This window comes from Sphingomonas sp. 67-41, assembly GCF_001899725.1.
GTDB lineage: Bacteria > Pseudomonadota > Alphaproteobacteria > Sphingomonadales > Sphingomonadaceae > Sphingomonas > Sphingomonas leidyi.
Genome location: NZ_MKWJ01000001.1, coordinates 329,390 through 354,751, shown reverse-complemented (window position 1 = coordinate 354,751; position 25,362 = coordinate 329,390). Strand labels below are relative to the sequence as shown.

Sequence of the window (25,362 nt, the reverse complement as noted above, 5' to 3'; positions counted from 1 at the left end):
ATTATAGGATCAGCGCCCGGCAATTGTTGCCTAGTGCGAATTTTTGAGGGACGTCCGGTGGACATTTCTTCCTATGTGCTGCTGAGCCAGGAAACGGCGCTGCGCCGTCGCATGGACGTGGCGGCGAACAACCTGGCCAACATGAACACGGTCGGCTTCAAGCGCGAGCAGCCGGTCTTCCGCGAATATGTCGAGAAGACGGACAGCGCGGTGAAGCCGGCGAAGCAGACGTCGTTCGTGCTCGATTACGGCGCGGTCCATGATTTCAGCCAGGGCGGCTTCCAGGCCACCGGCAACCCGCTCGACCTGATGATCGAGGGGCAGGGCTATTTCTCGGTCCAGGCGCCCGACGGCAGCACCGCCTATACGCGCGCGGGCCAGCTCAAGATGCTCCCGACCGGCGAGCTCGCCACCTCTACCGGCAACAAGGTGCTGGGCGAGGGCGGCAAGCCGATCACCATCCCGCAGGAAGCGGCCAACCAGGTCTCGATCGGCAAGGACGGCACGGTCAACGGGCCCGGCGGCCCTTTCGGACGCGTCACCGTGACGCAGTTCGACGAGGCCGGCGTCGATCCGCGCGGCGACGGGCTGTTCAGCGGCACCGGCGGCCGCGAGCTGACCTCGGAGCAGACGCATCTGGCGAGCGGCGGCCTGGAAGGGTCGAACGTCAACGCGATCCAGGAGACCACCGACATGGTGGAGATCCTGCGCGCCTATCAGACCAGCCAGAACCTCTCCCAGAGCATGAACGACATGCGCAAGTCGGCGATCGACCGGCTGAGCAAGGTCGGCTGAACCCCATTACGAGCATAAGGAACTAGCTCATGCGTACGCTTTCCATCGCCGCGACGGGCATGCTCGCGCAGCAGACCAATGTCGACGTGATCTCGAACAACATCGCCAACATGAACACCACGGGCTTCAAGCGCCAGCGCGCCGAGTTCCAGGACCTTCTCTACGAGCAGGTCGTGCGCCCCGGCTCGTCGACCAGCGCGCAGACGATGAGCCCCACCGGCATCCAGATCGGTTCCGGCGTGAAGACCGGCGCGATCTATCGGATCAACGAGCAGGGCTCGACCCAGCAGACCGACAACCAATACGACCTGGCGATCCAGGGCCATGGCTATTTCCAGATCACGCTGCCCGACGGCACCACCGGCTATACCCGCGACGGCTCGTTCGGCGTGTCGGACCAGGGCGAGCTGGTCAATTCGGACGGCTTCCCGGTTCAGCCGGGCATCACCGTGCCGCAGAACGCGGTGAGCGTGAACGTCTCGAAGACCGGTCAGGTCGATGTCGTCCTCTCGGGCAACCCGACGCCGCAGACGCTCGGCCAGCTCCAGCTCGCCACTTTCGTCAACGAAGGCGGCCTGGAGGCCAAGGGCGGCAACCTGTTCCTCGAGACCTCGGCCTCGGGCGCGCCGATCGCCGGCGCCCCGGGCGATCCCGGCTTCGGCACGCTGATGCAGGGCTATGTCGAGGCTTCGAACGTCAATCCGGTGGCCGAGATCACGGCGCTGATCACCGCGCAGCGCGCCTATGAGATGAACAGCCGCGTGGTGAAGACCGCCGACGAGATGCTGGCCACGACCAGCCAGCTGCGCTGATGCTCGGTGTTCTCGGCCTCGCGCTGCTCGCCTTCGCCGCGCCCGAGGACGTGCCGGTCGCCGTGCTCGGCCATGCCGTGCAGAAGGGCGACCGGATCGAGGCGGGCGACTTCGCGGTCGAGCAGCGCCCCGCCGCCACCGCGCGCGGCGCGCTCACCATCGACCAGGCCTCGGGCATGGAAGCCGCGCGCAACCTGCCCGCCGGCACGGTGGTGCGCCAGGCCGATCTGATGCGCCCGCAGATGGTGCGGCGCGGGGAGCCGGTGACGATCCGTATCGTCAGCGGCCCGCTGATCATCACCGCGGCGGGCCGCGCGCTCGGCGGCGGCTCCAGGGGCGAGGCCGTCCGGGTCGTCGCCAACGCAACCAATCGCACGCTGGACGGGGTCGTCGAGGCCACGGGCGCCGTGCGCATCGTCACGCCTTGAGGGAAGCTATCATGCGCAAGATCATTCTCGCGATGGCCGTCTGCGCCACGCTTTCGGGTTGCGGCGCCGTCGGGCGCCTGAAGCAGGTGGGCAAGGCCCCCAAGCTTTCCGAGATCCAGCCGGTCGAAGTGGCGGAGGTCGAGCCGTCGCTGGCGATGCCGGCCGAGCGGGTCCGTAGCGGCGCTACCACCACCGCCGCTGTCCAGCCGCAGGGCAGCAGCAGCGCCTCGCTGTTCCGCACCGGCGCCGGCGCGCTGTTCCGCGACCAGCGCGCGAACAAGACCGGCGACATCCTGACGATCCGGATCAACATCGCCGACAAGGCGGACCTGGGCAACAACACCTCGCGCACCCGCGGCGGCAGCGAGAGCGGCGGCCTGGGCGGCCTGCTGGGCATCAGCCCGGTGAAGAAGCTGCTCGGCGCCGACGCCAATGCCGCGCTCGAGACCAATTCGGGCTCGAAATATGCCGGCGGCGGCACCACCGCCCGTTCGGAGACGATCAACATGACGATGGCCGCCATCGTCACCCAGGTGCTCCCCAACGGCAATCTGATGATCAAGGGCCGCCAGGAAGTCCGCGTGAACTTCGAGATGCGCGAGCTGATCATCACCGGCCTCATCCGCCCCGAGGACATCGCCCGCGACAATTCGATCCGCCATTCGCAGATCGCCGAGGCACGCGTGATCTATGGCGGCAAGGGCCAGCTGACCGACGCGCAGCAGGCGCGCTGGGGCCAGCAGATCTACGACGCGCTCTTCCCCTTCTGAGCCGTCGCCAGGTTTGGAGAGGATCGCCTCGCAGCCCGCGCTGCGGGGCGATTTTCCTTTCTCCCCCTCCGCTCGCGGGGAGAGGGGAAGGACGACAAGCTCCCGGAATCCCTTGCCCGCCACGCCTGGAAACGATGGTTAACTCTTTGCTAACCATCTAAATTCTCCAGGTAATTTTGGTCATCCTATAATTCTTCCCACAATGATGATGCGGGCGTACCGATCACGTTCCGTCGCGGGCCGGCGTCACCGGTCCGGGTCGCAGAAGCGGCCCTTCGATCCAAGAAGGATAGGGAAATGGCATTTTCGGTTAACACCAACGTCGGTGCGATGGCGGCTCTCCAGAGCCTCAACGAGACCAACCGGGGCCTGTCGCAGGTTCAGAGCCGCATCAACACCGGCCTGAAGGTTGCGTCGACCAAGGACGACTCGGCTTCGTACACGATCGCTCAGGGCCTGCGTGGCGACATGGGCGGCCTCGCTGCCGTGTCTTCGTCGCTGAGCCGCGCCAAGAGCGTGACCGATGTGGCGGTGGCTGGCGCCGAGCAGATCTCGGACGTCGTGAACCAGATGAAGGCGAAGGCCTACCAGGCCGCCGACGCCGGCATCGACACGTCGACCCGTGACGCGCTCAACGCGGACTTCGTTGCCCTGCGTGACCAGATCACCACGATCGTGAACTCGTCTGACTTCAACGGCACGAACCTGCTGAAGGCTTCGGGCGGCACCGTGACGGCCCTGCAGTCGCTGCAGGACTCGAACACCGGCTCGACCACCTGGGATCCGGACTCGCTGAGCGTCACCAACCAGGGTCTCGACCTTGGCGGCTCGGTCGTCACGATCGCTTCGGGCGGCAGCATCAGCACCCAGGCTTCGGCGCAGGCGATGATCGACACGATCACCACGACCCAGGCGAACCTGAAGACCAGCCTCAGCACCCTCGGCGCGGCTTCGCGCAAGATCGATGCTCAGGCGACCTTCACCAGCAAGCTCTCCGACGTGATCGAGGGCGGCATCGGCAACCTTGTCGACGCCGATCTCGCCAAGGAATCGGCGAAGCTGCAGGCGCTGCAGGTCAAGCAGCAGCTCGGTGTGCAGGCTCTGTCGATCGCCAACCAGGCGCCGTCGACCATCACCTCGCTGTTCCGTTAAGGCCGGACTTTTCCCTGGAGTCTACGGCCCTGACGAGGAGGCCGGGACGCAAGTCCCGGCCTCCTTTTTCGTGCCCGCAATTTTCTTGCGCGCGCCGCCCCGCCAATTGGTTGACGCCTCTATAATGATCCCAAGAGGAGAATAGAGCCTTGTTTCCCAGGATCAGAGAAATCACCGATGCGTTCGGCGGCCGGCTCCAGGTGAGCGTCGAGGAGCATCCCTCGGGCGCGCTCGTGGTGCTCGAGCGGCCGGACATGGCCGGCCGGCCCCGTGTGATGCTCGACGGTTACGGCGTCGACATCCTGTCGGGCTACATCATGTCGGCGCGCCTTGCCGTGCCGCACGATCTGCCCGACGAGCATATCGACGGCGTGTTCGCCACGCGCTTCCGCCTGGGGCTCGATCCCTGCGCCGCGCTCGCGCTCCATCAGTCGGACGGTCCGGCGCTCGATATCCCGGCGCCTTTCTGGGATCGGCTCTATGCCGAACTGTGCCTGGTCGCGGCGCATGCCCGCGAGCTCGGGCGGCGGGCGGAAGCGCGGGTCCATTGATTCCGCAAAACCACATACGGGCTTGCCCGTACTACGCCGCAAGCCGGCTTTGAGGCATTTAATACAAAATTCACACGAACAGGTCGGGGGCAGACAAATGGGCGTTGGTGAAATCAGGCAGGGTTTGGAAGCGGCGACCGGCTACACGGTGACGTTAACGCTAACGGTCGAGGATGCGCGGGCGCTTTGGGCCGCCGCCGCCGATCGCGCGCTGGCCGCGCCGGGCACGACGCTGGCCGACGTGCTCGACACGATCGGCCCGCGCGAGGATCCGTCGATCGCCGATTGCATCGCCATGCTCACCGCGCCCGCCGCATTGCCCGGTTGCGCGCTGGACGCCTATGAAGTGGCCGAAGCCGGGGACGAGCTGCCGCCGATGCGGATCATCCAGCTGCCAACGCAGCCGATCCTGCGTGCCGCGCACGCCTGATCCCGCATCCGTTTCGAAGATCGCGAACGGGGCCCGTTGGGCCCCGTTCTGCTGTTCGGCCCGGTTCGGGGTCCAAAAGAAAAGCGGGCCGGTGGAGGATCCGGCCCGCTCGGTTAAGCGAAGGAAGAACAAGGCGCCGCGGCGCCGGCCGAGAGACGAGCGGATCGCGAGGGGATTGATACGTCCGCCCGCCTCTCTGATTCCATTATAGAGGCGGGGAAGCGGCGCCCCAAACGCCCGGCCCTCAGGGAAACCCCTGGGATATGGTCCCGATCGACATTCGGAGCGGGAACCGATCCACGCCGTCACTCCGGCCTAGGCGCCGCTATTGCCGCTACCCGTGCCCGTGCCGGCCCCGGCGCCGCCGATGCGGATGAGCTTGCCCGCCTCGACCTGGCTGCCGTTCACCGTCACCAGCACCGCGCCGTTGCTGAGCTGCACGTCGCTGACCGTGCCGATGCTGTGGACCGTGCTGGTCAGCTGGGTGCCCGAACTGTCGAGCGCCTTGAGCGACAGCGAATATTTGCCGGCCGGCATCTCGCGGCCGCCCGAGGTCAGGCCGTCCCAGGCGAGGGTGCCGCTATTGCCGGTCACCTGGACGGTGCGGGTGTCGACGACCTTGCCAGACGCGTCGCTGATCGTCGCGACCACGGAGGCGGCGTCGCGCGGCGTGCTCCAGCTCCACTGCGCCGCCTGGGTGCCGGTGAGCCCGGCGACAGGCGAGTCCACTTCCACCGCGCGGCCGATCAGCGACGAAGCCTGGGTGAGGTTCTGGGTGCCCAGCGCCGACAGGATCGACTTGAGCGTGTTGGTCTGCGCCATCGACTGCTCGACCTGCGAATATTGCACCAGCTGCTGCGTATACTGGGCCGTGTCCATCGGGCTCAGCGGGTCCTGGTTCTGCATCTGCGTGGTCAGCAGCTTCAGGAACATCGTGAAGTCGCCGTTGAGGCCGGTGCTCGACGCATTGGCCGTGCCGTTCGTTGCCGGCGTGTTGGTCGCGGTGTTGACGGTAGTCATGCTGGTTGCTCCTAGGCGAGAAGGTCGACCTGCCCGTCGCCGCGGATGCTGCGATAGGCGATGTCGGCCGTATCGGGTTCGTCGTTGCCGGCGCGTCGGCCGGCGGAGGAATTCTGGTTCTGCTGTTGCGGCTGCTGCTGCGCCTGCGCGTTGCCGTCGCCGGTGCGGCTCTCGAAGCGGAAGCTCTGCGCGTCGGCGCGGATGCCCGCCTGGTCGAGCGCGCGGCCGAGATCGGGCGCGTCCTGGCGGAGCAGGTCGAGCGCATGGGCGCTATCCGCGCGCACCGTGGCGCGCAGCGTGCCGGCATCGTCGAACGACAGCGTCACCTCGACCTTGCCGAGATTGTCCGGGCTCAGCCGCACGCGCAGCATCTCCTCGCCGGCCTCCACCTTGTGCGCGATCTCGACGCCGAGCGCCTGGCCGAGATGACCGGGCCGCGCGGCGACCACCGGTTCGGCCGTTGCCATGGCGGGTGCTGTCTGGCCGCGGGGAGCGTCGGGGGCGGCATGCGGCGTGGCGGGCGCGGCATGCGCGTCGTGGCGCAGCGCGAATGCCGGCGCCTGGCCAGCCTCGTCGCCCGGCATATTGTCCTTCCCGCCGCCCGGCTTGCCGGCCATCGCCGAAACTGCTGCCTCGACCTTGTCGTTGCCGGCTGCCGGCCCGGGGGCGGGCGCCACGCCTGGGTTCCCGCGCACGGCATCGGCCTTGCGCGCAGGGGACAAGGCGTCGCCGGTCTGGCGGGCCGGCAAGGGCTGCGGCCTCGTCGCGAGCTCGGGACGCGGGGGCGCCTGGGTCAGGGCGACCGCGACCATGTCGGCGGGCTGTGCAGTGTCCGGGATGGCGGCGGGAGCGGCGGCGGGCGGCTCCTCGCCGAGGTTCGCCGGGCGCGGGCCGCGCTTGATCGGGCCCCTCGGCGCTTCCGGCTGCGCGGCCTGGGCTTGCTCGCCCGTCTCGGCGGCCGGGGCGGGAGGCGTGTCGATCGCCGGTTCGGCGGGTTCGGCGGGCAAGGGCGCGGGCAGGGCGCTCGCCGCCGGCTTGGCCGGCCCGGCCTCGGTGCCCGGCAGGGGCGGCTTGTCCGGCGTGGCGGCGGGATCTTCCGCCACTGCGGGCAGCGAGCCCGCCAGAGGCTGCGCTTCCGCCCGCACGGCAGGCTGTGCTTCCGCCGGCAGGGCGGGCTGCGGCGGCGCCCCCTCGACCGGCGGAGCTTCCGCGCCTGCCGCCGGCGCGGCAGTGGTGAGGAGTTGCGCCATGCTCAGCGGCGCGGCGGGCGCCAGCACGTCATTGGCGGCCGGTGGCGGCGTGGGGCCGGTGCCGGCCGAACTGGCCGGCGCGCCGAGCATTTGCGCGAAGCCGAAGCCGGCAACGGAGTCGGCGCTCGTTGCGCCGAGGAGGCTCGCGGGAAACCCGATAGTGTTTATCTGCATGCACGCGCCTCATGAGCGGGCATGGGGCCCGCAATATTCATTATAGGATGTTCGCCGCCGAAACGGTTCGCGTTCAGCCGATCGTGCCGAGCGCGCGGATGCGGGCACGGGCATGGATCTCGTTCTGGGAGAGCACCACCGTCGCCGGGCGCACCCGCTCGATGATCGAGCGGACGAACGGGCGGATCGCCGGGCTGGTCAGCATGCACGGGATCTCGCCGTCCTGCGCCAGCCGGTCATAGGTCTCGCGGACATGCGCGATGAACTTGTGGAGCGACGAGGGCGCCATCGCCAGCTGGCGTTCGTCGCCCTGGCCCAGGATGCTCTCCGCGAACTCCTGGTCCCATTCGGGCGACAGCGTCACCACCGGTATCGCCTCGCCGCGCACTTGCGACGCGCTGATCTGCCGGGCCAGGCGCGAGCGGACATGCTCGGTCATCTGGGTCAGGTTGCTGGTCAGCGGCGCGGCTTCGGCAATGCCTTCGAGGATCGTCGGCACGTCGCGGATCGAGATGCCTTCGCCCAGCAGGTTCTGCAGGATGCGCTGCACGCTGGAGATCGAGACCTTGGCCGGGATGATGTCGGCGACTAGCTTCTCCGAATCCTTGTGGACTTCGGTCAGCAGCTTCTGGGTCTCCGCATAGGAGAGCAGGTCGGCGATGTTCTCCTTGACCAGCTCGGTCAGGTGCGTGGTGATGATCGTGCCGCACTCCACCACGGTGAGCCCGCGGAAGCCGGCTTCGTCGCGCAGCTCGCGATCGATCCACAGGGCGGGCAGGCCGAACACCGGTTCGGTGGTCGGCTCGCCGGGCAGGCCGGCCGGGCCGCCGCCCGGATTGATCATCAGCAGCTTGTCGACGCGGATCTCGCCGCGCGCCGCCTCGGTCTCCTTGATCGTGATGACATATTCGTTGGGCTTCAGGCCCATATTGTCGATGATGCGGACCGAGGGGAGCACGAAGCCGAAATCGGTCGCCATCTGCCGGCGCAGCGCGCGGACCTGGTCGTCGAGGCGCGGCTCGCGCTGCTCGTCGTTGATCATCGGCAGCAGGGCATAGCCGATCTCGATGCGCACCGCGTCGATCGCCAGCGTCTGCGAGATCGGCTGCTCGACCACGGCGGCCTGGGCCTGTTCCTGCGCGGCGACGGCCTTTTCCAGCGCGGCCCTGGCGGCTGCCTTCCTGCTCATCCGCCAGGCGACGAAGCCCGATGCGGCGGAGAAGACGGCGAAGGGCAGGAAGGGCATGCCCGGCATGATGGCGAGCGCGCCCATCAGGACCGAGACCATGCCGAACGCCTTGGGATAGCGGCCCAGCTGGTCGCCCAGCGCGGCGCCGGTCTTGCCCTTCACGCCGCCCTTGGAGACGAGCAGGCCCGCGGCGATCGAGATGATGAGCGCCGGGATCTGGCTGACCAGGCCGTCGCCGGCGGTCAGGGTCGTATAGGTGTGGAAAGCCTCGCCGATGGGCACGCCATGCGAGACGACGCCGATGGTCAGGCCGACGACGATGTTCACCGCGGTGATCAGCAGGCCGGCGATCGCATCGCCCTTCACGAACTTCGAGGCGCCGTCCATCGCGCCGTAGAAGCCGCTCTCGGCCTCCACTTCGGCGCGGCGGGCCTTGGCCTGGTCCTCGTTGATCATGCCGGCGGAAAGATCGGCGTCGATCGCCATCTGCTTGCCGGGCATCGAATCCAGGCTGAAGCGCGCCGCGACTTCGGCGATGCGCCCGGCGCCCTTGGTGATGACGACGAAGTTGATGACGATCAGGATGATGAAGATGGTGAGCCCGATGATCACCTCGCCGCCCATCAGGAACTCGCCGAACGCCCCGATCACGCCGCCGGCGGCATCGGGCCCCTCGTGCCCATGGGTGAGGATCAGGCGGGTCGAGGCGAGGTTGAGGCCCAGGCGCAGCATCGTCGCCACCAGCAGGATCGTCGGAAAGGCGCTGAGCTCCAGCGGCTTCTCGATGAACAGGGCGGTCATCAGGATCATCACCGATACGGTGATCGACAGCGCCAGTCCCAGGTCGAGCAGCCAGCCGGGGATCGGCAGGATCAGCATCGCGATGATCGCGACCACGCCGCCCGCAAGCGCGATGTCGCGGTTCAGGCCGAGCTTGTTCAGGAAGTTCAGGATCGCGGGGGGCATCAGATTTGGCCCTTGAGGCCCTTTCCCGCTTGCGGGAAAGGGTTGGGTGAGGGTGTGAAGGAGCGGCAGACGCGGCGCTTGCGGCTCGGACTGCCCCTCACCCCGATCCCCTCCCGCAAGCGGGAGAGGGAGAAGGAAGCAAGGGCGGACCGCCCGCTCATGCGGCGGGCGGAACGGCGATGCCGCCCTCGATGAACGTCCGCAGCTTGTTGCGCATCGTGCGCACCGAGATGCCGAGGATGTTCGAGGCCGAGGTACGATTGCCGTGGCAGCGTTCCAGCGTGCCCAGGATCAGCTCGCGCTCCACTTCTTCCACCGTGCGGCCGATCAGGCCGTCCACTTCGATCCGCCCATCGGGCCCCGGCAGGGAAACGAGCGCCTCGAGCGGCGAGCCGTCGGCGCGGGTCAGGTCCTCGGCCTCGATCCGCGGGCCATGGGCCAGCAGCGCGGCGCGGTGGATGCATTCCTTCAGCTCGCGGATATTGCCCGGCCAGCCATAGGCGCGCAGCACCGCGATCGCACCGTCCGAGAGCGGGCGCGGGGCGAGCCCGTCGCCCCGGGCGAACTGGGCGATGAAATGCCCGGCCAGCGCGGCGATATCGTCGTCATGCTCGGCGAGCGGCGGCACTTCGATGCGCGCCAGGCTCAGCCGCACGAGCAGGTCCTCGCGGAAGCTGCCGGCGGCCACCGCCGTCTCCAGGTCCATGCTGGTCGAGGCGATCAGCCGTGCGGCGAAGGGCACCTCGGCTTCGCCGCCTAGGCGGCGGAAGCGCTTCTCGATCAGCGCGGCGAGCAGCCGGGCCTGGGTGGCGGGCGCGAGCGCCCCCACTTCGCGCAGGAAGATCGTCCCGCCCCGGACGCTTTCGAGCCGGCCGACCCGGCGCGCCGCGGCGCCCGGAAAGGCATTCGCCTCGTGGCCGAACAGCTCGGATTCCAGCACGTCGGCGGCAACGCCGGCGCATTCGACCGAGGCGATCGGATCCGGCCGGCCGGAAAGCCGGTGGATCTCGCGCGCCATCATCTCCTTGCCGCTGCCCTTGCCGCCCGAGACGAGCACGGGCGCGCCGCTTGGCGCGACGGCGGCGGCGAGCGCCATGGCACGATCGAGCACCGGGTGGCCGCCGATGGGCACCTGGGCCTGGCGTTCCGCCACCGAGGCGATGGCCGCCGCGATCAGCTCGCGCTGCGGGGGCAGGGGCACATAGTCGCGGGCGCCGGCGCGGATCGCCGCCACCGCGCGCTCGGCCGGCGCGGAGATGCCGCAGGCGAGCACGGGCACGACGAAGCGCTCGCGACGCAGGTCGGCCAGAAAGCCCACCGCGTCTTCCAGCACGTCGATCATCACCAGATCGGCGCCCTGTTCGCGCAGCGTCTCCAGCGCGGGGGCGGGGGCGTCGGCCATGGTGACCTCCGCGCCGGCGCCCTGCGCCAGCTCCGCCGCCCGGCGGAACTCGCCGCCCGGCGCGCCGATCAGCAGCATCCGGATCGGTCCCATCGTCAATGCTCGGCCCGGACGATCTCGGTGAGCGTCACGCCCAGGGCATTGTCGATCAGCACGACTTCGCCGCGGGCGATCAGCCGGTCGTTGACGAAGATATCCACCGGCTCGCCGACGCGGCGGTCGAGCTCGACCACGGTGCCGGCACCCAGGTGCAGCAGCTCGCCGATCGGCATGCGGGCGCGGCCCAGCACTGCCTGTACCTTCACCGGCACGTCATGGACGGCTTCCAGGCCCTCGCCGCCATGGTGCGGCTCGGCGCCGCCCTGGTTGTCGAAATCCTCGAACACGGGCGCGGGCTGGTCGGTCGCCGGATCGGTGGGAATGATGTCGTGGGGTTCGGTATCCATGGGTCTGATCCTATGCGTTCATCCACTGACGGATCACCGAGGCCGCCTCGGGCGGGCTCGCGGCGATCGCGTCTCCGATGCGCTTGAGCGCGGAGAGCTTGATGCGGCCGTCGACCTGGGCGAGCGCGATCTCCTGATCGAGCTGCGGCACGTCCGATGGCGTCATGGCTTCGAGCTGGGCCATCGCTTCCACGTCGCCATCCGCGGCGCGCTCCGCGAGCGCGAGCATCTCGGGCGAGTGGGTGGGCAGCGCGGCCGGGGCCTCCGCCATCTCCGTGGCGGGAGCGGGCCTGGGCTTCAGCATGCGCAGGGCGAGGAGGCCGACCGCGCCGATCACCACCAGCTGGAGCAGGCCCCAGATCCGGTCCATCGGCAGCGACGAGAGGAAGCTGCTCGTGGCGTCGGCCGGGGCGTCGCCGGTGTTGAACTTCATGCTCTCGACGACGACGCTGTCGCCGCGCTGGGTGTCGGCGCCCACGGCATTCTCGACCAGGCGCTGGAGCCGGTCGATCTGCGGCTGGGGCAGGCCCTTGTCGCCGCCATCGACCATCACCGCGACGCTGAGGCGCGTCACCTTGCCCGGGGTGCGGACGGTTACCGTCCTGGTCGAGCTGTTGTCGTAGGTCGTGTCTTCCGAATTCTGGTTGCTGCCCGACTGGCGCGAGGCGCCCGGCGTGTTGGCGGCGGCAGTCTGCGCGGCGGGCAGCTGGTTGCCGACCGAGGCGGTCTGTGCGCCGACATCGGTCTCGCGGTTCTGCTCGCCGGTCTCCACGCTCACCTGGCGGGCGATCACCTGCTTGTCGGGATCGAAGACGTGCGATTCCTCGCGCGACTGGTCGCGGTCGATCTGGGCGGAGACTTCGGCGCGGACCTTGCCCTGGCCGACGATCGGCTCGAGCAGCGATTCGATCTCGTCGCGCAGCTTGCCTTCCACGGCCTGCTGGCGCTGGTCGGCGTCGCCGGCGCTGGCCGTGCTGGGGTCGCCGGCCCGGGCGAGGAGCGCGCCGGTCTGGTCGACGACCGAGACGGCATCGGGCGAAAGCTCGGGCACCGAGGAGGAGACCAGGTAGCGGATCGAGGCGACCGTCTCGCTCGGGATGCGGCCGCGCGTCTTGACGGTCACCGCCGCCGTCGCCTTGCGGCTCTCCTCGGCGAACATGGCGCGCTCGGGCATCACGATGTGCACGCGCGCGCCGGTGACGTTCTGGATGGTCTGGATCGACTTGGCCAGTTCGCCCTCGATCGCGCGCGTCTCGTTCATCTTGGCGCGGCTGGCGGAGACGCCGAAGGGCTGCTCCTGGTCGAGCACCTCATAGCCGATCTTGCCGCCCAGCTTCTCGCCGGCCAGGCTCATGCGCAGTTCGGCGAGCTTGTCCTGCGGCGCCATGATCGAGGTGCCGTCGGCCGAAAGCTGGAAGGCGACGTTCTGCGCCTTGAGCTTCTCGGAGATCGCCGAAGCGGCCGAGGGATCGAGATCGGTGTAGAGGAAACCCATGCTCTGGGTGGAGCCGCGGGTGGCGACGAAGGCCAGAGCGGCGAGCAGCGCGAGCGCCACTCCCCCCATCAGCAACAGCCGCTTGGGGCCGATCTGGCCCACCAGGTTCTTGATCGCTTCCAATGTCGCCCCGTTCGATGGAACTGGCGGGGCGGATGCCCCTTGCGATCATTATAGAGGGGTGGGGGAGGCGGCAGTTTTTGCCGGGGGAAATTTTTGCCTAGTGGCTTGAGCCGCCTGGCCTTTCCCGGAATCGAAACCCCTCCCGGGAAGGGAGGGGCAGGGGTGGGTGGATGTACGCGATACGGTTATGGCAATGGATGAGGATGCCATGCCGCCCGACCCCTTCCCTTCCAGGGAGGGGAGATCCGGGTCATGCCGCCTTGAGCAGCGTCTCGAGCTCGGTCAGCACCGCTTCGCGGCGCGCGGCGGCATCGAGCGCCAGGCCGCCTTCCTCCCAGCCGATCCGGGCGTCGCCCACCGGGATGTCGGCATCGGGCACCACGATCAGGTTCAGCTTGCGGCGGTCGCGGGACTGGCGATCGGCGATGCGGCCCTCGATGTCTTCCAGCAGGTCGGGATGGACCCGCACCAGCAGCTCGGTGCCGCGCGCGACCTGGCTGAGTGCGCGGCCGATCGCCTCGTCGATCGCGGCGCCCGGCGCCGTTTCGAGGGCGCGCCCGGCGATCATGTCGGCCGCGGCAAGTGCGATTTCGGCCGCTTCGCCGGTAACCCGCTCGGAGACTTCGGTGAATTGCGCGTCGATCACTTCGATCCCCGCCTGCAGTGCGTCGACCGCGCTCAGCAGCGCGACTTCGCGTTCCGCGCGCGCCTGGGCCAGCCCGGTCTCATAGCCCTGGGCGCGGGCGAGGGCGAGGGCGGATTCCTGCTCGGACTTGAGCAACGCCAGCTCGGCGCGCAGCGTCGCCACTTCGAGCGCGGCATCGGGGCCGATCGGCGCGCTCCGGCCGGGCGGCACGGCGAAGATGCGGTCGAAGCCGAAACGCTCGACATGGACATGGGCGTGCATGCTCATCGGCAAAGTCCCCTAGATGATCATCGCGTCGTCGGACTTGGGATCGACGAGCAGGATCTCGCCGCGGTCCGCCAGGTCCTTGGCCAGGCGCACCAGCGCCGACTGGGCCTCCTCGCAATCGCGGGCGCGGACCGGGCCCATGCCCGCCATGTCCTCGCGCAGCAGCTTCGAGGCGCGCTCGGTCATCGCGCCGAAGAACAGCTGCTTCAGGCTGTCCGGCGCGCCCTTCAGCGCCAGCGCCATCTGGCGCTTGTCGGCGTTGCGGACGATCGACGAGATCGCCGGCGGCAGCAGGTTGCCCAGGTCCTCGAAAGTGAACATCAGCGCGCGGATCCGCTCGGCGCTCTCCGGCGCGCGATTGTCGAGCGCAGTGAGCATCGCTTCCTCGGTCGAGCGGTCGAGCGAATTGAACAGCTCGGCCATCGCCTCGTGCGGGTCGCGCTTCTGCGAGCGCGAGAGGTTGGTCATGAACTCGGTCTTGAGCGTCTGCTCGACCTGGTTGATCACGTCCTTCTGCACCGTTTCCATGCGCAGCATCCGCATGATCACGTCGACCGAGAAGTCGCGCGGCAGTTCGGAGAGCACGCGCGCGGCATGGTCGGGGCGCAGCTTGGAGAGGATCACCGCCACGGTCTGCGGATATTCGTGCTTCAGCGCGCCGGCGAGCACGGACTCGCTGACATTGGAGAGCTTGTCCCACATCGTGCGGCCGGAAGGACCGCGAATGTCCTCCATGATCTCCTTCACCTTGTCGCCCGGCAGGATGCCGGTCAGCAGGCGCTCGGTGGTCTCGTAGCTGCCGTGCAGCGTCGCCATCGAGGCGACTTCGCTGGTGAACTGGACGAGCAGATGCTCCACCACCTGGGCCGGGATGCGGCCCAGCCCGGCGATGGTCGACGACAGCTCCTTCACTTCGTCGGTGGAGAGCTGTTCCCAGATCGGCGCGCCGTGATCCTTGCCCAGCGCCAGCATCAGGGCGGCGGCGCGCTGTGCGCCGCTGAAGCGCTTGAGTTCGGGCGGTTCTGCGATCGGCGCCATCACGGACATGCTTTTTCGTTTCCCTCGCGAAAAAATTGCGGCCGCGCACAAGGGCGGGGGCCGCTGTCCCTCTATTATAGGAACAAGGGAGGCAGGGCGGATCGCGATGACGGTTAATTTATCTGGAAACCTGATCGGCTTGAGCATCCTGACGGGGTCGAGCTCGACCATGACGTCGGCGGTCTCGCCGATCGCCTATGACAGCAAGGCCGTGCGGATGGCCAAGGCGCAGTTCACCACCGCGGCCACCGTGGCGCCGTGGAAGAGCGGCGACGCGCTGCCGGTCAACGCCAGTCAGGTCGCCGCGATCACCGCGCTGCGCTCGATCATCACCCCCGCCATCACCGACGGCAACGGCACTTTCCTGCCCAAGGACGTGCAGACCAGCTTCACTGCCTATCAGGCGCTCGACAAGCTGCGCGTGCTCGCCGAGACCGCGAGCGCCAAGACCACTTCCGACGCGCAGCGCGCCCAGCTGCAGAAGACCTTCCTCAAGGGGCTGGACGATCTCCAATCCTATCTGAGCACCGCGCCGTCCGACCTGGTGAAGCTCGCTTATGGCAAGCCTGCGTCCAGCGTCACTTCGAACAAGCTGGTCGCCACCAGCGTCTACGAGACCGAGGGCAAGACCCTGGTCAAGGCGCGCGGCGATGCGATCCCCGGCCTCACCGGCACCGAGCAGTTCGCGATCACGCTGGGCAAGCCGGGCGTTGCGGCGCAGACGGTCACCGTCGACCTGTCGCAGGGCGCGCAGCCGCCCACGCTCGATTCCGTCGCCGCCCAGTTCAACGCCGCGATCGCCGCGATCCCCAATCTCGACACCAATGGCGCGCCCCAGCTCGACGCCAACGGCAATGTCGTGCCGCGCTGGAAGTCGACCTTCAAGGTGACCAACGAGGGCGGGAAATGGGGCTTCACCCTTTCGAACCCCACCGGCATCGAGCAGGTCACGCTCGACCAGACCAACGCCAAGGACGCGCTGGTCGTCGCCACCGGCCAGACCGCGCTCGACGCGCCGAGTTCCACCCAGCTCTTCCGCTTCGACGATCCGGCAGGTGACAACACCCGCGTGGCGATGGGCACGATCCAGGCGCTCGATCGCCAGGCGACCGCGCAGAACGTCGCCGCCGGCAAGACGACGACGATCACCACCACCACGACCGACCTCGACGGCAAGGTGAAGACCGTCAAGACGTCGACCAGCAACGTCTATGCCAATACCGACGCCGCCGCGGTGGTCACCGACGCGCAGGGCAACAGCTATGTCGTCGGCACCACCAAGGGCGACCTTGGCGCCAATCTGTCGGACGGCGACAACAACCTGTTCCTCACCAAGGTGGACGGCGCGGGCAATGTCGTCTGGCAGCGCAGCCTCGGCGCCACCGGTTCGTCGACCGGCGCGGCGGTGAGCCTGGGCCCCGATGGCAGCATCGTCGTCGCGGGCACGGTCACCGGCAGCTTCGGCGGCGCCTCGACCGACGGCGACATGGTCGTCGCCAAATATGCCGCGAACGGCGACGAGAAATTCTCCACCGTGGTCCGCTCGGCGGGCACCGACGTCGCCAAGGCGGTGGCGGTCGGCGCCGACGGCTCGGTCTATGTCGGCGGCCGCATCGCCGCCGGCAATGACGGCTTCGTCGCGCGCATCGATGCCAGCGGCAAGATCGCCGAGCGCCGCACCATCACAGGGCCGGGCAGCGACAGCGTCAATGCGCTCGCGGTCGACGACGACGGCAATGTCCTGGCGCTCGTCTCGCACGACGGCACTGCGGAGCTCCGCAAGTTCCAGGGTTCGTCGCTGGCCACCGATATGGGCAGCCTCAGCCTCGGCACTGCCGATGCCCGCGTGATCGCGGTAGCCGATGACGGCACGATCGCCGTGGGCGGCGCGACCTCGACCGCGCTTTCGGGCAGCCAGGTCAACGGCATCAGCGGCAATCGCGACGGCTTCGTCACGCGGATCGATGCCGGCCTGTCGAGCGCCAGCACCACCTATCTCGGCTCCTCGGCCGACGATCAGGTCGACAGCATCGCCTTCATGAACGGCGAGCTCTATGCCGGCGGCCGCACCACCGGCGACCTGGCGGCAACCCGCCGCGGACCGACCGACGGCTTCGTCGCGCGCATCGACGCGTCGACCGGTGCGGTGCAGAACACCACCCAGTTCGGCCAGGCGCTGCTGCGCACCGAGCCGGTCCGCATCGCCGCCGACACGGGCGGCGCCAGCGCGGTCTCGGCGCTCGGCTATGGGCGCGGAACGATCAACGCGGTCGCCTCGAGCAAGGTAACGACGCAGACCGGGCTGAAGGCAGGCGACTATTTCTCGTTCAAGGCCGATGATGGCGCGGTCCGCAAGCTGACCATCCTTGCCGACGACACGCTCCAGTCGATCGCCACGCGCATGCAGGGCATGCTCGGCGCGTCCAAGGCAAGCGTCACCGCCACCGCGGTCGACGGCGTCCAGCAGCTGCGCATCACCATGAAGTCGGGGCATCAGTTGCAGCTTCTGGCAGGCACGGGCGACAGCGACGCGCTCGCCAAGCTTGGCATGGAGCCGCAGCGCATCGCGACCCAGGCGCCGGTATCGAGCAATGCGCCCAAGGTTCGTCCGGGCGGCAGCTTCGGCCTCGATCTGGGCGAGGGGCTCAGCCTGTCCACGGCGGACATGGCCAAGACCGCGCTCGGCAAGATCAAGGACGCGATCTCGATGTCGCAGACCGCCTATCGCGCGCTCTATTGGGACGACACCAAGGCGAAGATGATCGACGGCAGCAAGAAGAATGCCGCGACCGGCAAGGAGAGCACCGCGATCGTGAACGCCCAGCTCGCAAATTATCAGGCGGCGCTCGCGCGCCTGAACAGCTCCACGCCCTCCACCTACGGATTCTGATCATGGACATGCCCCCGATCCTCTCCGGCATCCGCCGCCAGATGGAGACGCTCTCCGATCGTCAGCGCGTGATCGCCCAGAACATCGCCAACAGCGAGACGCCGGGCTTCAAGGCGCGCATGGTGGAGGACGCCGATTTCTCCGACCTGCTGGGCAGCGCGGGCACCGGCAGCATCCGCGTCGCCAAGCCGCGCGTCGAACTGACCGCCGGCATGAAGGGCCTGGGCGCGATCCAGCCGGCCGGCGCCGGCATCGTGCTCGACAAGGACATCAGCGAGACCAAGCCCGACGGCAACAACGTCACGCTCGAGGACCAGCTGCTCAAGCTCGGCCAGGTCCAGGCGGATTTCACTGCGATGACCAATCTCTACCGCAAGCAGCTGAGCATGCTGAAGACGGCGGTCGGGAAGAGCGGGTAGGTTCCTTCCTTCTCCTTAGCCCTCTCCCGCGTGCGGGAGAGGGTTGGGTGAGGGTGTGAGGTGGGTTACTCTGCCCGAATGCCGGCGATACGTCCCACCAATCCCCATGCGCGCCGCCTTCGCAGGGAAGCGACCGGCGTTGAACGCAAGCTATGGTCCGCACTGCGAAACCGGCAGCTCGAGAACCACAAGTTCCGGTTCCAGGCGACCATCGGCACATTCGTCGTCGATTTCCTGTGCGTGGAAAAGCGGTTGGTCGTCGAACTGGACGGCAGTCAGCACAGCGAAGAAGGCGATAGGCGCCGCACGGCCCTATCTTGAAGCCCAGGGCTATGTGGTGATGCGCTTCTGGAACAGCGATCTGGTCGAGAATTTCGATGGCGTCGTCGAGGCGATACGCCTCAAATTGGCGACATCGCCTGCGACGCCTGACACACCCTCACCCAACCCTCTCCCGCAAGCGGGAGAGGGCTAAAGATTGCAATGTAGGATTTCGCCTGCTTCGCTCCCCGGGCCGAGAATCCGGCTGCTCTCTGACTTGTCGGAGATGTTGGAGTGCGCGCGCTTGCCTAAACTTCCGACACTCCGGCCGCGCGAAACCGGCGCCCCGCGCGGGAGATCTCAGAGCCGGGCGTTGATCGAGATCGGCGCCGGGGCGTCCATCCCGCCCAGGCCGCCACAGGCGCCATAGGTCATGCTGCGGCTGCCGGTCAGGCGCTGGGCCTCGGCGGCGATCGCGCCCATCATCTCGACCGAGAGCTCGATCTGGCGCGCGAGGATCCGCGCATTGACGGCCGAGGCGTCGCGCAGGCCGCGGCTGGCCTCGGCCAGCGTCTCGCGCGTTTCGGGGTCGAGCCGCTCGGCCCAGTCGTCGGGCGCCTCCCGCTTCATCCGCGCCACCTCGGCCTCGATCCGGCCGGTAAGGCGCAGCTTGGCCTGGGCGATCTCGGGCAGTTCGGGGAAATAGGGGGCCCGGCCCAGCCGATCGCTCTCCTCCTCCATAATATGGGTGAGGGACACCATGGCGTCGATGAGCTGCTCGGTCATTTACTTGTTACCCTGTTGGAGCTTGATGATCTGGTCGAGCACCACCGGCGCCAGGCCGATGCCGCCCTTGGCGGCCATCGCGTTGCCCAGCTTCTCGGCCATGATGCCGCGGAACATTTCCTCGCCATGGCCGCCGGAGAATTCCCCGTCGCCCTGCTGCACGCTCTCGAGCATCAGCTGGGTCATCTGGCCGAGGAACACCGCCTCGAAATTCTTCGCGGTCTCGCGGTTCCTGGCATCGAGCTTCGGATTGGCCGGGACGGCCGGGGCCTGGGACCCGGTGGGGGAAGTCACGTCGCGCATCATTGCACCTCGATATCGGCCTGGAGCGCGCCGGCGCTCTTGATCGCCTGGAGGATGGTGATCAGGTCGCGCGGGGAGACGCCCAGCGTGTTGAGCCCGCTCACCAGCGTCTGCAGGCTGGCGCCGTCGACCATCGCCAGGCTGGCGCCGTTGCCGTCGTTCACCTGCACGTTGGTGCGCGGCACCACCGTGGTCTGGCCGTTCGAGAACGGCGCGGGTTGCGAGACCTGGGGGCTCTCGGTCACGGTGATGGTCAGGCCGCCCTGGGCGATCGCCACCGGCGTGATGCGGACGTCGGCGTTCATGACGACGGTGCCCGAAGCCTCGTTGATCACCACGCGCGCCGGCTGGTCGACCTTGACCGACAGCTCGCCGATGCGGGTGACCAGGTCGATCACGTTGCCGACGAAATTCGAACCCGCCGTGAGCTGCACGGTCGCCGGGTCCAGTACCGCGGCGCTGCCCGGATATTTCGCGTTGATCGCGCCGGCGATGCGGTCGGCGGTGGCGAAGTCGGGGTTCTTGAGCGCCAGCTTCAGGCCATTGGCCGAGAGGAGCGAATAGGGCACCTCGCGCTCGATGATCGCGCCGCCGGCGATGCGGGCCGAGGTGGTCACGCCGCGGCTCACGCTGGCGGCGGCGCCCTGGCCCTTGAAGCCGGAGACCGCGACATTGCCCTGCGCCACCGCATAGATCTCGCCATCGAGGCCGCGCAGCGACGAGACGATCAGCGTCCCGCCCTGCAGGCTGGTCGCGTCGCCCAGCGCCGAGACCTGGACGTCGATCCGCGAACCCGAGCGGGCGAAGGGCGGCATCGTCGCGGTGATCGAGACGGCGGCGACGTTCTGCGTCTTCATCTCGGTCCCGCGAATGTTCACGCCCATCCGCTCGAGCATCGCCTGCATCGATTCCTCGGTGAACGGCGTGTTGCGCAGGCGATCGCCCGTGCCGGCCAGACCGACGACCAGGCCATAGCCCACGAGCTGGTTGTCGCGGACATTCTCGACGTTGACGACGTCCTTGATCCGCGTCTGGGCCGTTGCGGCCGGTGCGAGGCCCAGGCTCAGGAGCAGGGCGATCATGGGAGCGGCGAAGCGCAGCATATAACCCCTGGAAGTGGAAAATTTCCGATAATTCTCTTATAGGATAGAAGACGGGCCATGCGGGCCCAGGGGACGAGATTTCGTGCGGATCGAGAACCTGCAGGCACCCTTGCTGCACAGCCTGATGGCGGCGCTGCCCAAGGTCGCGTCCGGCTTCTCGGTGGGCGAGGGGGAAGCCCCCGCGGCGCCCGCGCCCCTGCATCCCGGGGCCAATGCGGCGCAGGCGCTCAACCCCTCGGTCGCGATGCTCGTCACGCTCGCCGCCGCCGATCCCGCGATCGAGCGCCGCCGCAAACAGGCAGTCGACGCCCAGCGCGGCATCGACATGCTCGATCAGCTCCACCGCGAGCTGGTCGCCGGAGTGGTCAGCCCGGCGCGGCTCACGGCGATCGTCGAATGGTCCGAGACCTTCGAGCGCACCGACGATCCCGCGCTCGCCGCGATCCTCTCCGACATCGAGCTGCGCGTCCGAGTCGAGCTGGCCAAGCTCGATCTCAAGGCCTGATCCGCGCCTTTCATTCCCTTACGGCATCCTCGGTTTTTAAGTTTCAAATCCGAACGCAATTGCATACCGGATTTTTGGAACCTAGGGAGGCGCCACCGGTTTCGCGTTCGAAAGGGCGATGCCGTTCCTTCCATGACCAGCCGGCAGAGCGCGGCATGGAATCCCCTCGAGGAGAGTATGCCTATGTTGGCTTTGCTTATGGGGCTTGCCGTCGCAGCGGCCCCCGCGCTCCAGCCGGCCGATGCCGTGGTCGGCCGCTGGAAGACCCCCGTCCATAACGGTATCGTCGAGATCACCCGATGCGGCGCGTCGATCTGCGGCAAGATCGTCGGGTCGGACAAGTTGCGCACCAACCCGAACCTGGCCGACGGCAACAACGGCAACGCGGCACTGCGCACACGCAAGCTGATGGGCCTGCAGATCCTCTCCGGCTTCAGCCAGCAGAATGGCGGCTGGTACGGCGGCAAGATCTACAATGCCGAGGACGGCAAGACCTACAGCGCCGAGATCACCCTCTCCGGCAACGACCAGCTCAACCTGCGCGGCTGCGTGTTCAAGCCCTTCTGCCGCACCCAGACCTGGACCCGCGTGCGCTGACGCGCGTTTCCGAGTTCTCAGTATCCGTACGCGTACAAGGATTACCCCGATGTCCCCCTTCAGATATTCGCTCGCCGCCGGCAGCGCGCTGATCGCGCTGCTCGGCTTCTCCCAGGCTGCCCATGCCCAGGCCTTCTATCTCCAGGAGCAATCCGCCCGCGGCGCCGGCCGTGCCTTCTCGGGCGAGGCCGCCGATACCGGCTCCGCTTCGATCTGGTGGAACCCTGCCGCGATCGGCGGCATCGAGAGTGGCGACGCCACGCTTTCCGCCTCCGTCATCCTGCCGCGCGGCGAGGTTGCCGACAGGGGCACGCTGATCGTCCGCCCGGGGCAGCCGCCGGCGCCGGTGGGCGGCAACGGCGTCACTCGCAATCCGATCAACAACGGCGTGCTCCCCTCGGGCGCGATCGCCGTGCCGCTGAACGACCGCATTGCGCTCGGCGTCTCGATCACCTCGCCCTACAGCTTCACCACCGATTATCCGGCGGACAGCTGGGCGCGCTACAGCGCCGCCCGGACCCAGCTGCGCACGGTCGACATCCAGCCGAGCATCGGCGTGGCGGTGACCGACTGGCTGCGCGTCGGCGCCGGGCTCAACATCGAATATACCGATGCCAGCCTCGGCAACGCGCTGCCCAATCTGGCGGCGGTGCTGCCGGACGGACATCAGGAATTGAAGGGCGATGGCTGGGATCTCGGCTGGACCGCCGGCGTGCAGCTGCATTCGCGCCGCTTCACCCTGGGCCTCAGCTACAAGTCGGCGATCGAGCACACGCTGAAGGGCGACCTTACCGTCTCGGGCCTGGTCGGCCCGCTGGCGACGTCGAACATGCAGCTCTCGGGCGTCGAGGCGAAATTCTACACGCCGTCCCAGGCGATCGCCGGCGCCCGCTTCGCGGCAACCGACAAGCTGACCCTGAACGCGCAGGTGATCCGCTATGGCTGGGACAAGTTCGACGCGATCCGCCTGGGCGCGCCGGTCAACCAGGCGATCCCCGAGAACTACCGCGCCAGCTGGAGCTATGCCGGCGGGATCGACTATGCCGTGTCGCCCAAGGTGACGCTGCGTGCCGGCGTCCAGCGCGCGACCACGCCGACCCAGGATGGCGAGCGCGATGCCCGGGTGCCGGATTCGAACCGCTGGAACTTCGGCGTGGGCGGCAGTCTCGCGGCGAACAAGAAGCTCTCGTTCGACCTGGCGGCGAATTATGTCAGCTTCGCCGACGCCCCGATCGACCGCGTCACCGCCGCCTATGCCGGCACCGCCGCGCAGACGCCGATCCTTACCGATGGCGAGCTGCGCGACGCCCATGCCATCGTGCTCTCGGCGGGCGCGCGCCTGAAGTTCTGAGGAACTCTGAAGTATCGCGGGGAAGGGGCGCTCAGCGCCTCTTCTTCGCGATCTTCAGCACATAGCTGATCACTTCGGCGACCGCGGCATAATGTTCCACCGGGATCGGACGATCGATCTCGGCGCTGGCATAGAGCGCGCGGGCAAGGGGGCGGTTCTCCACCAGCGGGATGCCGTGCTCGCCCGCGATCTCGCGGATCTTGAGCGCGATCCCGTCGACGCCCTTGGCGACCACCACCGGCGCCGCCATCTGGCCATGGTCATAGTGCAGCGCCACGGCATAGTGCGTCGGGTTGGTGATCACCACGCTGGCCTTGGGCACGTTCTGCATCATGCGGCCGCGCGAGCGCTGCATCTGGATCTGGCGGACCTTGGCCTTGATGTGCGGATCGCCCTCGCTCTGCTTGTGCTCGTCCTTGATCTCCTGGAGGCTCATGCGCATCCGCTGCAGGAATGCGCGGCGCTGCCAGACGAAGTCGAACAGGGCGAGCGCGCCTACCAGCATCGCGATCGGGCGGAGCATCGAATAGACGATGCCGTGCGTGGCGCTGCCCACCTGCTGAAGGTCGGCGCCCACCATCGCATCGATCGCGGCGGCATGCGGCCATGCGAGATACGCCGCCACGCCGCCGACCAGGCAGAGCTTGGCGAGCGTCTTGGCGAATTCCATCAGCGCCATCTTGCCGAACATCCGCTTGGCGCCGCTCGCGGGATTGAGCTTCGACCATTTGGGCTTCACCCGGCTCCAGCTGAGCATCGGCCGGCCCTGGAGGATGCCGCCCAGCAGCGCGATGCCGAACAACGTGCCCAGGATCGGCAGCAGCGCGAAGGCGCTGGCGCGCATCACGCCGGTCACGAAGCTCTCGGCGCCCTGCGGCTCCATCCGGAAATCGTCGGCGCTGCCCCATAGCCGCACGAAGAGCGTGCCCAGCAGCTGCAGCGTGTAGGTGCCCAGGCCGCCCATCACCACGAGCATGCCGACGAAGATCGCCGCGTGGCGCATCTCGGGCGCCATCGGCACATCGCCTTTCGCGCGCGCGTCCTCGAGCTTCTTGTCCGTCGGATCGTGAGTCTTGTCGTCCTGGTCGGTATCGCCCGACATCACCAGCCTCCCTGCATCGCGTCGCCCATGGCGCGGGCGAAGAAGGTGAGCATGGTGCCGAGCGTGGCGGCGGCGAGGCTGATGCCGAGCAGCAGGTTGAGCGGCTGGGCGATGAAGAAGACCTGGATCGCCGGGGCCACGCGCGCGGCGAGGCCGAGCGCGACGTTGAAGACGATGCCATAGATGAGAAGCGGAGCGGCGAGGCTCAGGCCGAGCGTCATCGAGCGGCCGATCGCCTCGACCGCGAGCATGGCGAAATCATGCGCCGGCGGCAGCCCGCCCACGGGGAAGCTCTGATAGCTGTGGACGATCGCGCCCAGCCACAGGTGATGGACCTGCATGCCCATGCACACCAGCGCCGCCGCCATGGCGACGAACTTGGAGAGCTGGGGCGCCGCGCTGCTCTGCGCGGGATCGAAGATGACCGCGGAGGAGAGGCCGATCTGGGTCGAGATCACCGAACCCGCCATCGAGACGGCGAGGAACAGGATCTTGACGATCATGCCCATGGCCAGGCCCGTCATCAGCTCGGCGACGAGCACCGCGGGCAGCGCCGCGCCGGCTTCCACCGCCACGCGGGCAGGGGCGCCGACCAGGCCATACATGGTAGCCGAGAGGGCGAAGGCGATCATCAGCCGGATGCGGCCGGGGATCGCGTCGTCGCCGAACACCGGCAGCAGCATCAGCACCGCGCCCACCCGGGCGAAGACGATGAAGAAGGCCGAGGCTTGCAGCGCCAGGTCGGGGGGCAGCGTCATCCGGCGGTCACGATCAGGCTGCCGATCCTGGTCATGAAGTCGTTCAGCGCCTGTCCGATCGTTGGCAGCATGAGCAGCAGCACCAGCCCCATGGCGAGCAGCTTGGGGACGAAGGTGAGCGTGGTTTCCTGAATCTGCGTCAGCGCCTGGAGCAGGCCGATGACGGTGCCCACGATCAGCGAGGTCAGCAGCAGCGGACCTGCGATGGTGAGCACCAGCATCAGCGCGCTCTGCGCCAGGGCGAGGACCTGGGACGGCAGCATCGTTCAGCCCCGAAAGCGGTTCGCGGGAGGGAAAGGGCCGCTCCCCGGCGAAGGCCGGGGCCCAGTTGCA

28 protein-coding genes are annotated in these 25,362 nt (G+C 68.2%); 14 read left to right on the top strand and 14 right to left on the bottom strand.

Annotated features, from left to right (window positions below):
• Nucleotides 1-57 precede the first annotated feature (57 nt).
• The 7 genes from flgF to BGP17_RS01650 all read left to right on the top strand — a co-directional run bounded on the left by flgF (nt 58) and on the right by BGP17_RS01650 (nt 4,938).
• Nucleotides 58-795: a flagellar basal-body rod protein FlgF gene (gene flgF, locus BGP17_RS01680; protein ID WP_286710798.1), complete on the top strand. Its 738-nt coding sequence runs from the start codon at nt 58-60 to the stop codon at nt 793-795.
• A 29-nt stretch (nt 796-824) separates the two neighbouring features.
• On the top strand, nt 825-1,607 hold the full coding sequence (gene flgG, locus BGP17_RS01675) for a flagellar basal-body rod protein FlgG (RefSeq protein ID WP_167300887.1): 783 nt from the start codon (nt 825-827) through the stop codon (nt 1,605-1,607).
• On the top strand, nt 1,607-2,035 hold the full coding sequence (gene flgA, locus BGP17_RS01670) for a flagellar basal body P-ring formation chaperone FlgA (RefSeq protein ID WP_167300886.1): 429 nt from the start codon (nt 1,607-1,609) through the stop codon (nt 2,033-2,035). Before flgG ends, flgA begins: the two co-directional genes overlap by 1 nt.
• Nucleotides 2,036-2,046: 11 nt before the next feature.
• Entirely contained in the window at nt 2,047-2,805 is a 759-nt protein-coding gene (gene flgH / locus BGP17_RS01665) for a flagellar basal body L-ring protein FlgH (protein ID WP_167300885.1), read from the top strand.
• A gap of 297 nt (nt 2,806-3,102) precedes the next feature.
• Nucleotides 3,103-3,957, top strand: coding sequence for a flagellin (locus BGP17_RS01660; RefSeq protein ID WP_167300884.1), 855 nt, complete (start codon nt 3,103-3,105; stop codon nt 3,955-3,957).
• Between the two features lie 149 nt (nt 3,958-4,106).
• Nucleotides 4,107-4,508, top strand: coding sequence for a hypothetical protein (locus BGP17_RS01655; protein WP_167300883.1), 402 nt, complete (start codon nt 4,107-4,109; stop codon nt 4,506-4,508).
• A gap of 97 nt (nt 4,509-4,605) precedes the next feature.
• Nucleotides 4,606-4,938, top strand: a complete 333-nt coding sequence (locus BGP17_RS01650) for a hypothetical protein (protein ID WP_167300882.1) — start codon at nt 4,606-4,608, stop codon at nt 4,936-4,938.
• A gap of 315 nt (nt 4,939-5,253) precedes the next feature.
• Here BGP17_RS01650 and BGP17_RS01645 read toward each other — a convergent pair whose 3' ends face one another.
• From BGP17_RS01645 to BGP17_RS01610, 8 genes are all read right to left on the bottom strand, one after another.
• On the bottom strand, nt 5,254-5,958 hold the full coding sequence (locus BGP17_RS01645) for a flagellar hook assembly protein FlgD (protein ID WP_286710797.1): 705 nt from the start codon (nt 5,956-5,958) through the stop codon (nt 5,254-5,256).
• A gap of 11 nt (nt 5,959-5,969) precedes the next feature.
• Nucleotides 5,970-7,382, bottom strand: a complete 1,413-nt coding sequence (locus BGP17_RS01640; protein WP_286710796.1) for a flagellar hook-length control protein FliK — start codon at nt 7,380-7,382, stop codon at nt 5,970-5,972.
• 73 nt (nt 7,383-7,455) lie between these two features.
• Nucleotides 7,456-9,537 (bottom strand): flagellar biosynthesis protein FlhA, encoded by a 2,082-nt coding sequence (flhA, locus tag BGP17_RS01635; protein WP_167300879.1) that lies wholly within the window; start codon nt 9,535-9,537, stop codon nt 7,456-7,458.
• Between the two features lie 157 nt (nt 9,538-9,694).
• On the bottom strand, nt 9,695-11,032 hold the full coding sequence (locus BGP17_RS01630; protein WP_286710795.1) for a sigma-54-dependent transcriptional regulator: 1,338 nt from the start codon (nt 11,030-11,032) through the stop codon (nt 9,695-9,697).
• 2 nt (nt 11,033-11,034) lie between these two features.
• The gene (fliN, locus tag BGP17_RS01625) at nt 11,035-11,385 is read right to left on the bottom strand and encodes a flagellar motor switch protein FliN (protein WP_167300878.1); all 351 of its coding nucleotides are present in this window, start codon (nt 11,383-11,385) and stop codon (nt 11,035-11,037) included.
• Between the two features lie 10 nt (nt 11,386-11,395).
• Complete coding sequence (gene fliF, locus BGP17_RS01620; protein ID WP_167300877.1) at nt 11,396-13,003, bottom strand: flagellar basal-body MS-ring/collar protein FliF; 1,608 nt, start codon at nt 13,001-13,003, stop codon at nt 11,396-11,398.
• A gap of 250 nt (nt 13,004-13,253) precedes the next feature.
• Nucleotides 13,254-13,916: a FliH/SctL family protein gene (locus BGP17_RS01615; RefSeq protein ID WP_286710794.1), complete on the bottom strand. Its 663-nt coding sequence runs from the start codon at nt 13,914-13,916 to the stop codon at nt 13,254-13,256.
• A 12-nt stretch (nt 13,917-13,928) separates the two neighbouring features.
• Complete coding sequence (locus BGP17_RS01610) at nt 13,929-14,963, bottom strand: flagellar motor switch protein FliG (RefSeq protein WP_167300876.1); 1,035 nt, start codon at nt 14,961-14,963, stop codon at nt 13,929-13,931.
• 130 nt (nt 14,964-15,093) lie between these two features.
• Here BGP17_RS01610 and BGP17_RS01605 point away from each other — a divergent pair, with 130 nt between their 5' ends.
• The 4 genes from BGP17_RS01605 (at nt 15,094) to BGP17_RS23855 (ending at nt 18,738) form a co-directional block, all read left to right on the top strand.
• Complete coding sequence (locus tag BGP17_RS01605) at nt 15,094-17,844, top strand: hypothetical protein (protein WP_353681857.1); 2,751 nt, start codon at nt 15,094-15,096, stop codon at nt 17,842-17,844.
• Nucleotides 17,845-17,846: 2 nt separating this feature from the next.
• Complete coding sequence (locus BGP17_RS01600) at nt 17,847-18,263, top strand: flagellar basal body protein (RefSeq protein WP_167300874.1); 417 nt, start codon at nt 17,847-17,849, stop codon at nt 18,261-18,263.
• Between the two features lie 78 nt (nt 18,264-18,341).
• A complete protein-coding gene (locus BGP17_RS01595) occupies nt 18,342-18,584 on the top strand; it encodes an endonuclease domain-containing protein (RefSeq protein ID WP_286710792.1) in 243 nt (80 codons plus the stop codon).
• Nucleotides 18,585-18,603: 19 nt separating this feature from the next.
• Nucleotides 18,604-18,738 carry a putative endonuclease domain-containing protein gene (locus BGP17_RS23855; RefSeq protein WP_353681856.1) on the top strand — a complete coding sequence of 45 codons (135 nt, stop codon included), beginning with the start codon at nt 18,604-18,606 and terminating at the stop codon, nt 18,736-18,738.
• Nucleotides 18,739-18,884: 146 nt separating this feature from the next.
• Here the strand turns inward: BGP17_RS23855 and BGP17_RS01590 are convergent, their stop codons facing one another.
• The 3 genes from BGP17_RS01590 to BGP17_RS01580 are packed head-to-tail and all read right to left on the bottom strand — an operon-like array spanning nt 18,885 to nt 20,695.
• Nucleotides 18,885-19,310 (bottom strand): flagellar protein FlgN, encoded by a 426-nt coding sequence (locus BGP17_RS01590; RefSeq protein ID WP_286710791.1) that lies wholly within the window; start codon nt 19,308-19,310, stop codon nt 18,885-18,887.
• Nucleotides 19,311-19,613, bottom strand: coding sequence for a rod-binding protein (locus BGP17_RS01585; protein WP_286710804.1), 303 nt, complete (start codon nt 19,611-19,613; stop codon nt 19,311-19,313). It lies immediately after the preceding gene.
• On the bottom strand, nt 19,613-20,695 hold the full coding sequence (locus BGP17_RS01580) for a flagellar basal body P-ring protein FlgI (protein ID WP_286710790.1): 1,083 nt from the start codon (nt 20,693-20,695) through the stop codon (nt 19,613-19,615). Before BGP17_RS01580 ends, BGP17_RS01585 begins: the two co-directional genes overlap by 1 nt.
• Before the next feature lie 103 nt (nt 20,696-20,798).
• Here BGP17_RS01580 and BGP17_RS01575 point away from each other — a divergent pair, with 103 nt between their 5' ends.
• From BGP17_RS01575 to BGP17_RS01565, 3 genes are all read left to right on the top strand, one after another.
• Nucleotides 20,799-21,221, top strand: coding sequence for a flagellar assembly protein FliX (locus tag BGP17_RS01575; RefSeq protein WP_167300870.1), 423 nt, complete (start codon nt 20,799-20,801; stop codon nt 21,219-21,221).
• A gap of 183 nt (nt 21,222-21,404) precedes the next feature.
• A complete protein-coding gene (locus BGP17_RS01570) occupies nt 21,405-21,818 on the top strand; it encodes a DUF2147 domain-containing protein (protein ID WP_167300869.1) in 414 nt (137 codons plus the stop codon).
• A 49-nt stretch (nt 21,819-21,867) separates the two neighbouring features.
• A complete protein-coding gene (locus BGP17_RS01565) occupies nt 21,868-23,169 on the top strand; it encodes an OmpP1/FadL family transporter (protein WP_167300868.1) in 1,302 nt (433 codons plus the stop codon).
• 31 nt (nt 23,170-23,200) lie between these two features.
• Here BGP17_RS01565 and flhB read toward each other — a convergent pair whose 3' ends face one another.
• The 3 genes from flhB to BGP17_RS01550 are packed head-to-tail and all read right to left on the bottom strand — an operon-like array spanning nt 23,201 to nt 25,292.
• Nucleotides 23,201-24,271, bottom strand: a complete 1,071-nt coding sequence (flhB, locus tag BGP17_RS01560; RefSeq protein ID WP_286710789.1) for a flagellar biosynthesis protein FlhB — start codon at nt 24,269-24,271, stop codon at nt 23,201-23,203.
• Entirely contained in the window at nt 24,271-25,029 is a 759-nt protein-coding gene (gene fliR / locus BGP17_RS01555) for a flagellar biosynthetic protein FliR (RefSeq protein ID WP_167300866.1), read from the bottom strand. The genes flhB and fliR overlap by 1 nt, the downstream gene beginning before the upstream one ends.
• Nucleotides 25,026-25,292 (bottom strand): flagellar biosynthetic protein FliQ, encoded by a 267-nt coding sequence (locus BGP17_RS01550; RefSeq protein WP_086130151.1) that lies wholly within the window; start codon nt 25,290-25,292, stop codon nt 25,026-25,028. Before BGP17_RS01550 ends, fliR begins: the two co-directional genes overlap by 4 nt.
• Nucleotides 25,293-25,362: the final 70 nt, after the last annotated feature.

Bases quoted from the DNA above. Each gene is read 5' to 3' on its own strand.
- flgG (WP_167300887.1), top strand. From the start codon at position 825: ATGCGTACGCTTTCCATCGCCGCGACGGGCATGCTCGCGCAGCAGACC.
- flgA (WP_167300886.1), top strand. From the start codon at position 1,607: ATGCTCGGTGTTCTCGGCCTCGCGCTGCTCGCCTTCGCCGCGCCCGAG.
- flgH (WP_167300885.1), top strand. From the start codon at position 2,047: ATGCGCAAGATCATTCTCGCGATGGCCGTCTGCGCCACGCTTTCGGGT.
- BGP17_RS01660 (WP_167300884.1), top strand. From the start codon at position 3,103: ATGGCATTTTCGGTTAACACCAACGTCGGTGCGATGGCGGCTCTCCAG.
- BGP17_RS01650 (WP_167300882.1), top strand. From the start codon at position 4,606: ATGGGCGTTGGTGAAATCAGGCAGGGTTTGGAAGCGGCGACCGGCTAC.
- BGP17_RS01645 (WP_286710797.1), bottom strand. From the start codon at position 5,958: ATGACTACCGTCAACACCGCGACCAACACGCCGGCAACGAACGGCACG.
- BGP17_RS01640 (WP_286710796.1), bottom strand. From the start codon at position 7,382: ATGCAGATAAACACTATCGGGTTTCCCGCGAGCCTCCTCGGCGCAACG.
- flhA (WP_167300879.1), bottom strand. From the start codon at position 9,537: ATGCCCCCCGCGATCCTGAACTTCCTGAACAAGCTCGGCCTGAACCGC.
- BGP17_RS01630 (WP_286710795.1), bottom strand. From the start codon at position 11,032: ATGGGACCGATCCGGATGCTGCTGATCGGCGCGCCGGGCGGCGAGTTC.
- fliN (WP_167300878.1), bottom strand. From the start codon at position 11,385: ATGGATACCGAACCCCACGACATCATTCCCACCGATCCGGCGACCGAC.
- BGP17_RS01615 (WP_286710794.1), bottom strand. From the start codon at position 13,916: ATGAGCATGCACGCCCATGTCCATGTCGAGCGTTTCGGCTTCGACCGC.
- BGP17_RS01610 (WP_167300876.1), bottom strand. From the start codon at position 14,963: ATGTCCGTGATGGCGCCGATCGCAGAACCGCCCGAACTCAAGCGCTTC.
- BGP17_RS01600 (WP_167300874.1), top strand. From the start codon at position 17,847: ATGGACATGCCCCCGATCCTCTCCGGCATCCGCCGCCAGATGGAGACG.
- BGP17_RS01595 (WP_286710792.1), top strand. From the start codon at position 18,342: ATGCCGGCGATACGTCCCACCAATCCCCATGCGCGCCGCCTTCGCAGG.
- BGP17_RS23855 (WP_353681856.1), top strand. From the start codon at position 18,604: ATGCGCTTCTGGAACAGCGATCTGGTCGAGAATTTCGATGGCGTCGTC.
- BGP17_RS01590 (WP_286710791.1), bottom strand. From the start codon at position 19,310: ATGACCGAGCAGCTCATCGACGCCATGGTGTCCCTCACCCATATTATG.
- BGP17_RS01585 (WP_286710804.1), bottom strand. From the start codon at position 19,613: ATGCGCGACGTGACTTCCCCCACCGGGTCCCAGGCCCCGGCCGTCCCG.
- BGP17_RS01580 (WP_286710790.1), bottom strand. From the start codon at position 20,695: ATGATCGCCCTGCTCCTGAGCCTGGGCCTCGCACCGGCCGCAACGGCC.
- BGP17_RS01570 (WP_167300869.1), top strand. From the start codon at position 21,405: ATGTTGGCTTTGCTTATGGGGCTTGCCGTCGCAGCGGCCCCCGCGCTC.
- BGP17_RS01565 (WP_167300868.1), top strand. From the start codon at position 21,868: ATGTCCCCCTTCAGATATTCGCTCGCCGCCGGCAGCGCGCTGATCGCG.
- flhB (WP_286710789.1), bottom strand. From the start codon at position 24,271: ATGTCGGGCGATACCGACCAGGACGACAAGACTCACGATCCGACGGAC.
- fliR (WP_167300866.1), bottom strand. From the start codon at position 25,029: ATGACGCTGCCCCCCGACCTGGCGCTGCAAGCCTCGGCCTTCTTCATC.
- BGP17_RS01550 (WP_086130151.1), bottom strand. From the start codon at position 25,292: ATGCTGCCGTCCCAGGTCCTCGCCCTGGCGCAGAGCGCGCTGATGCTG.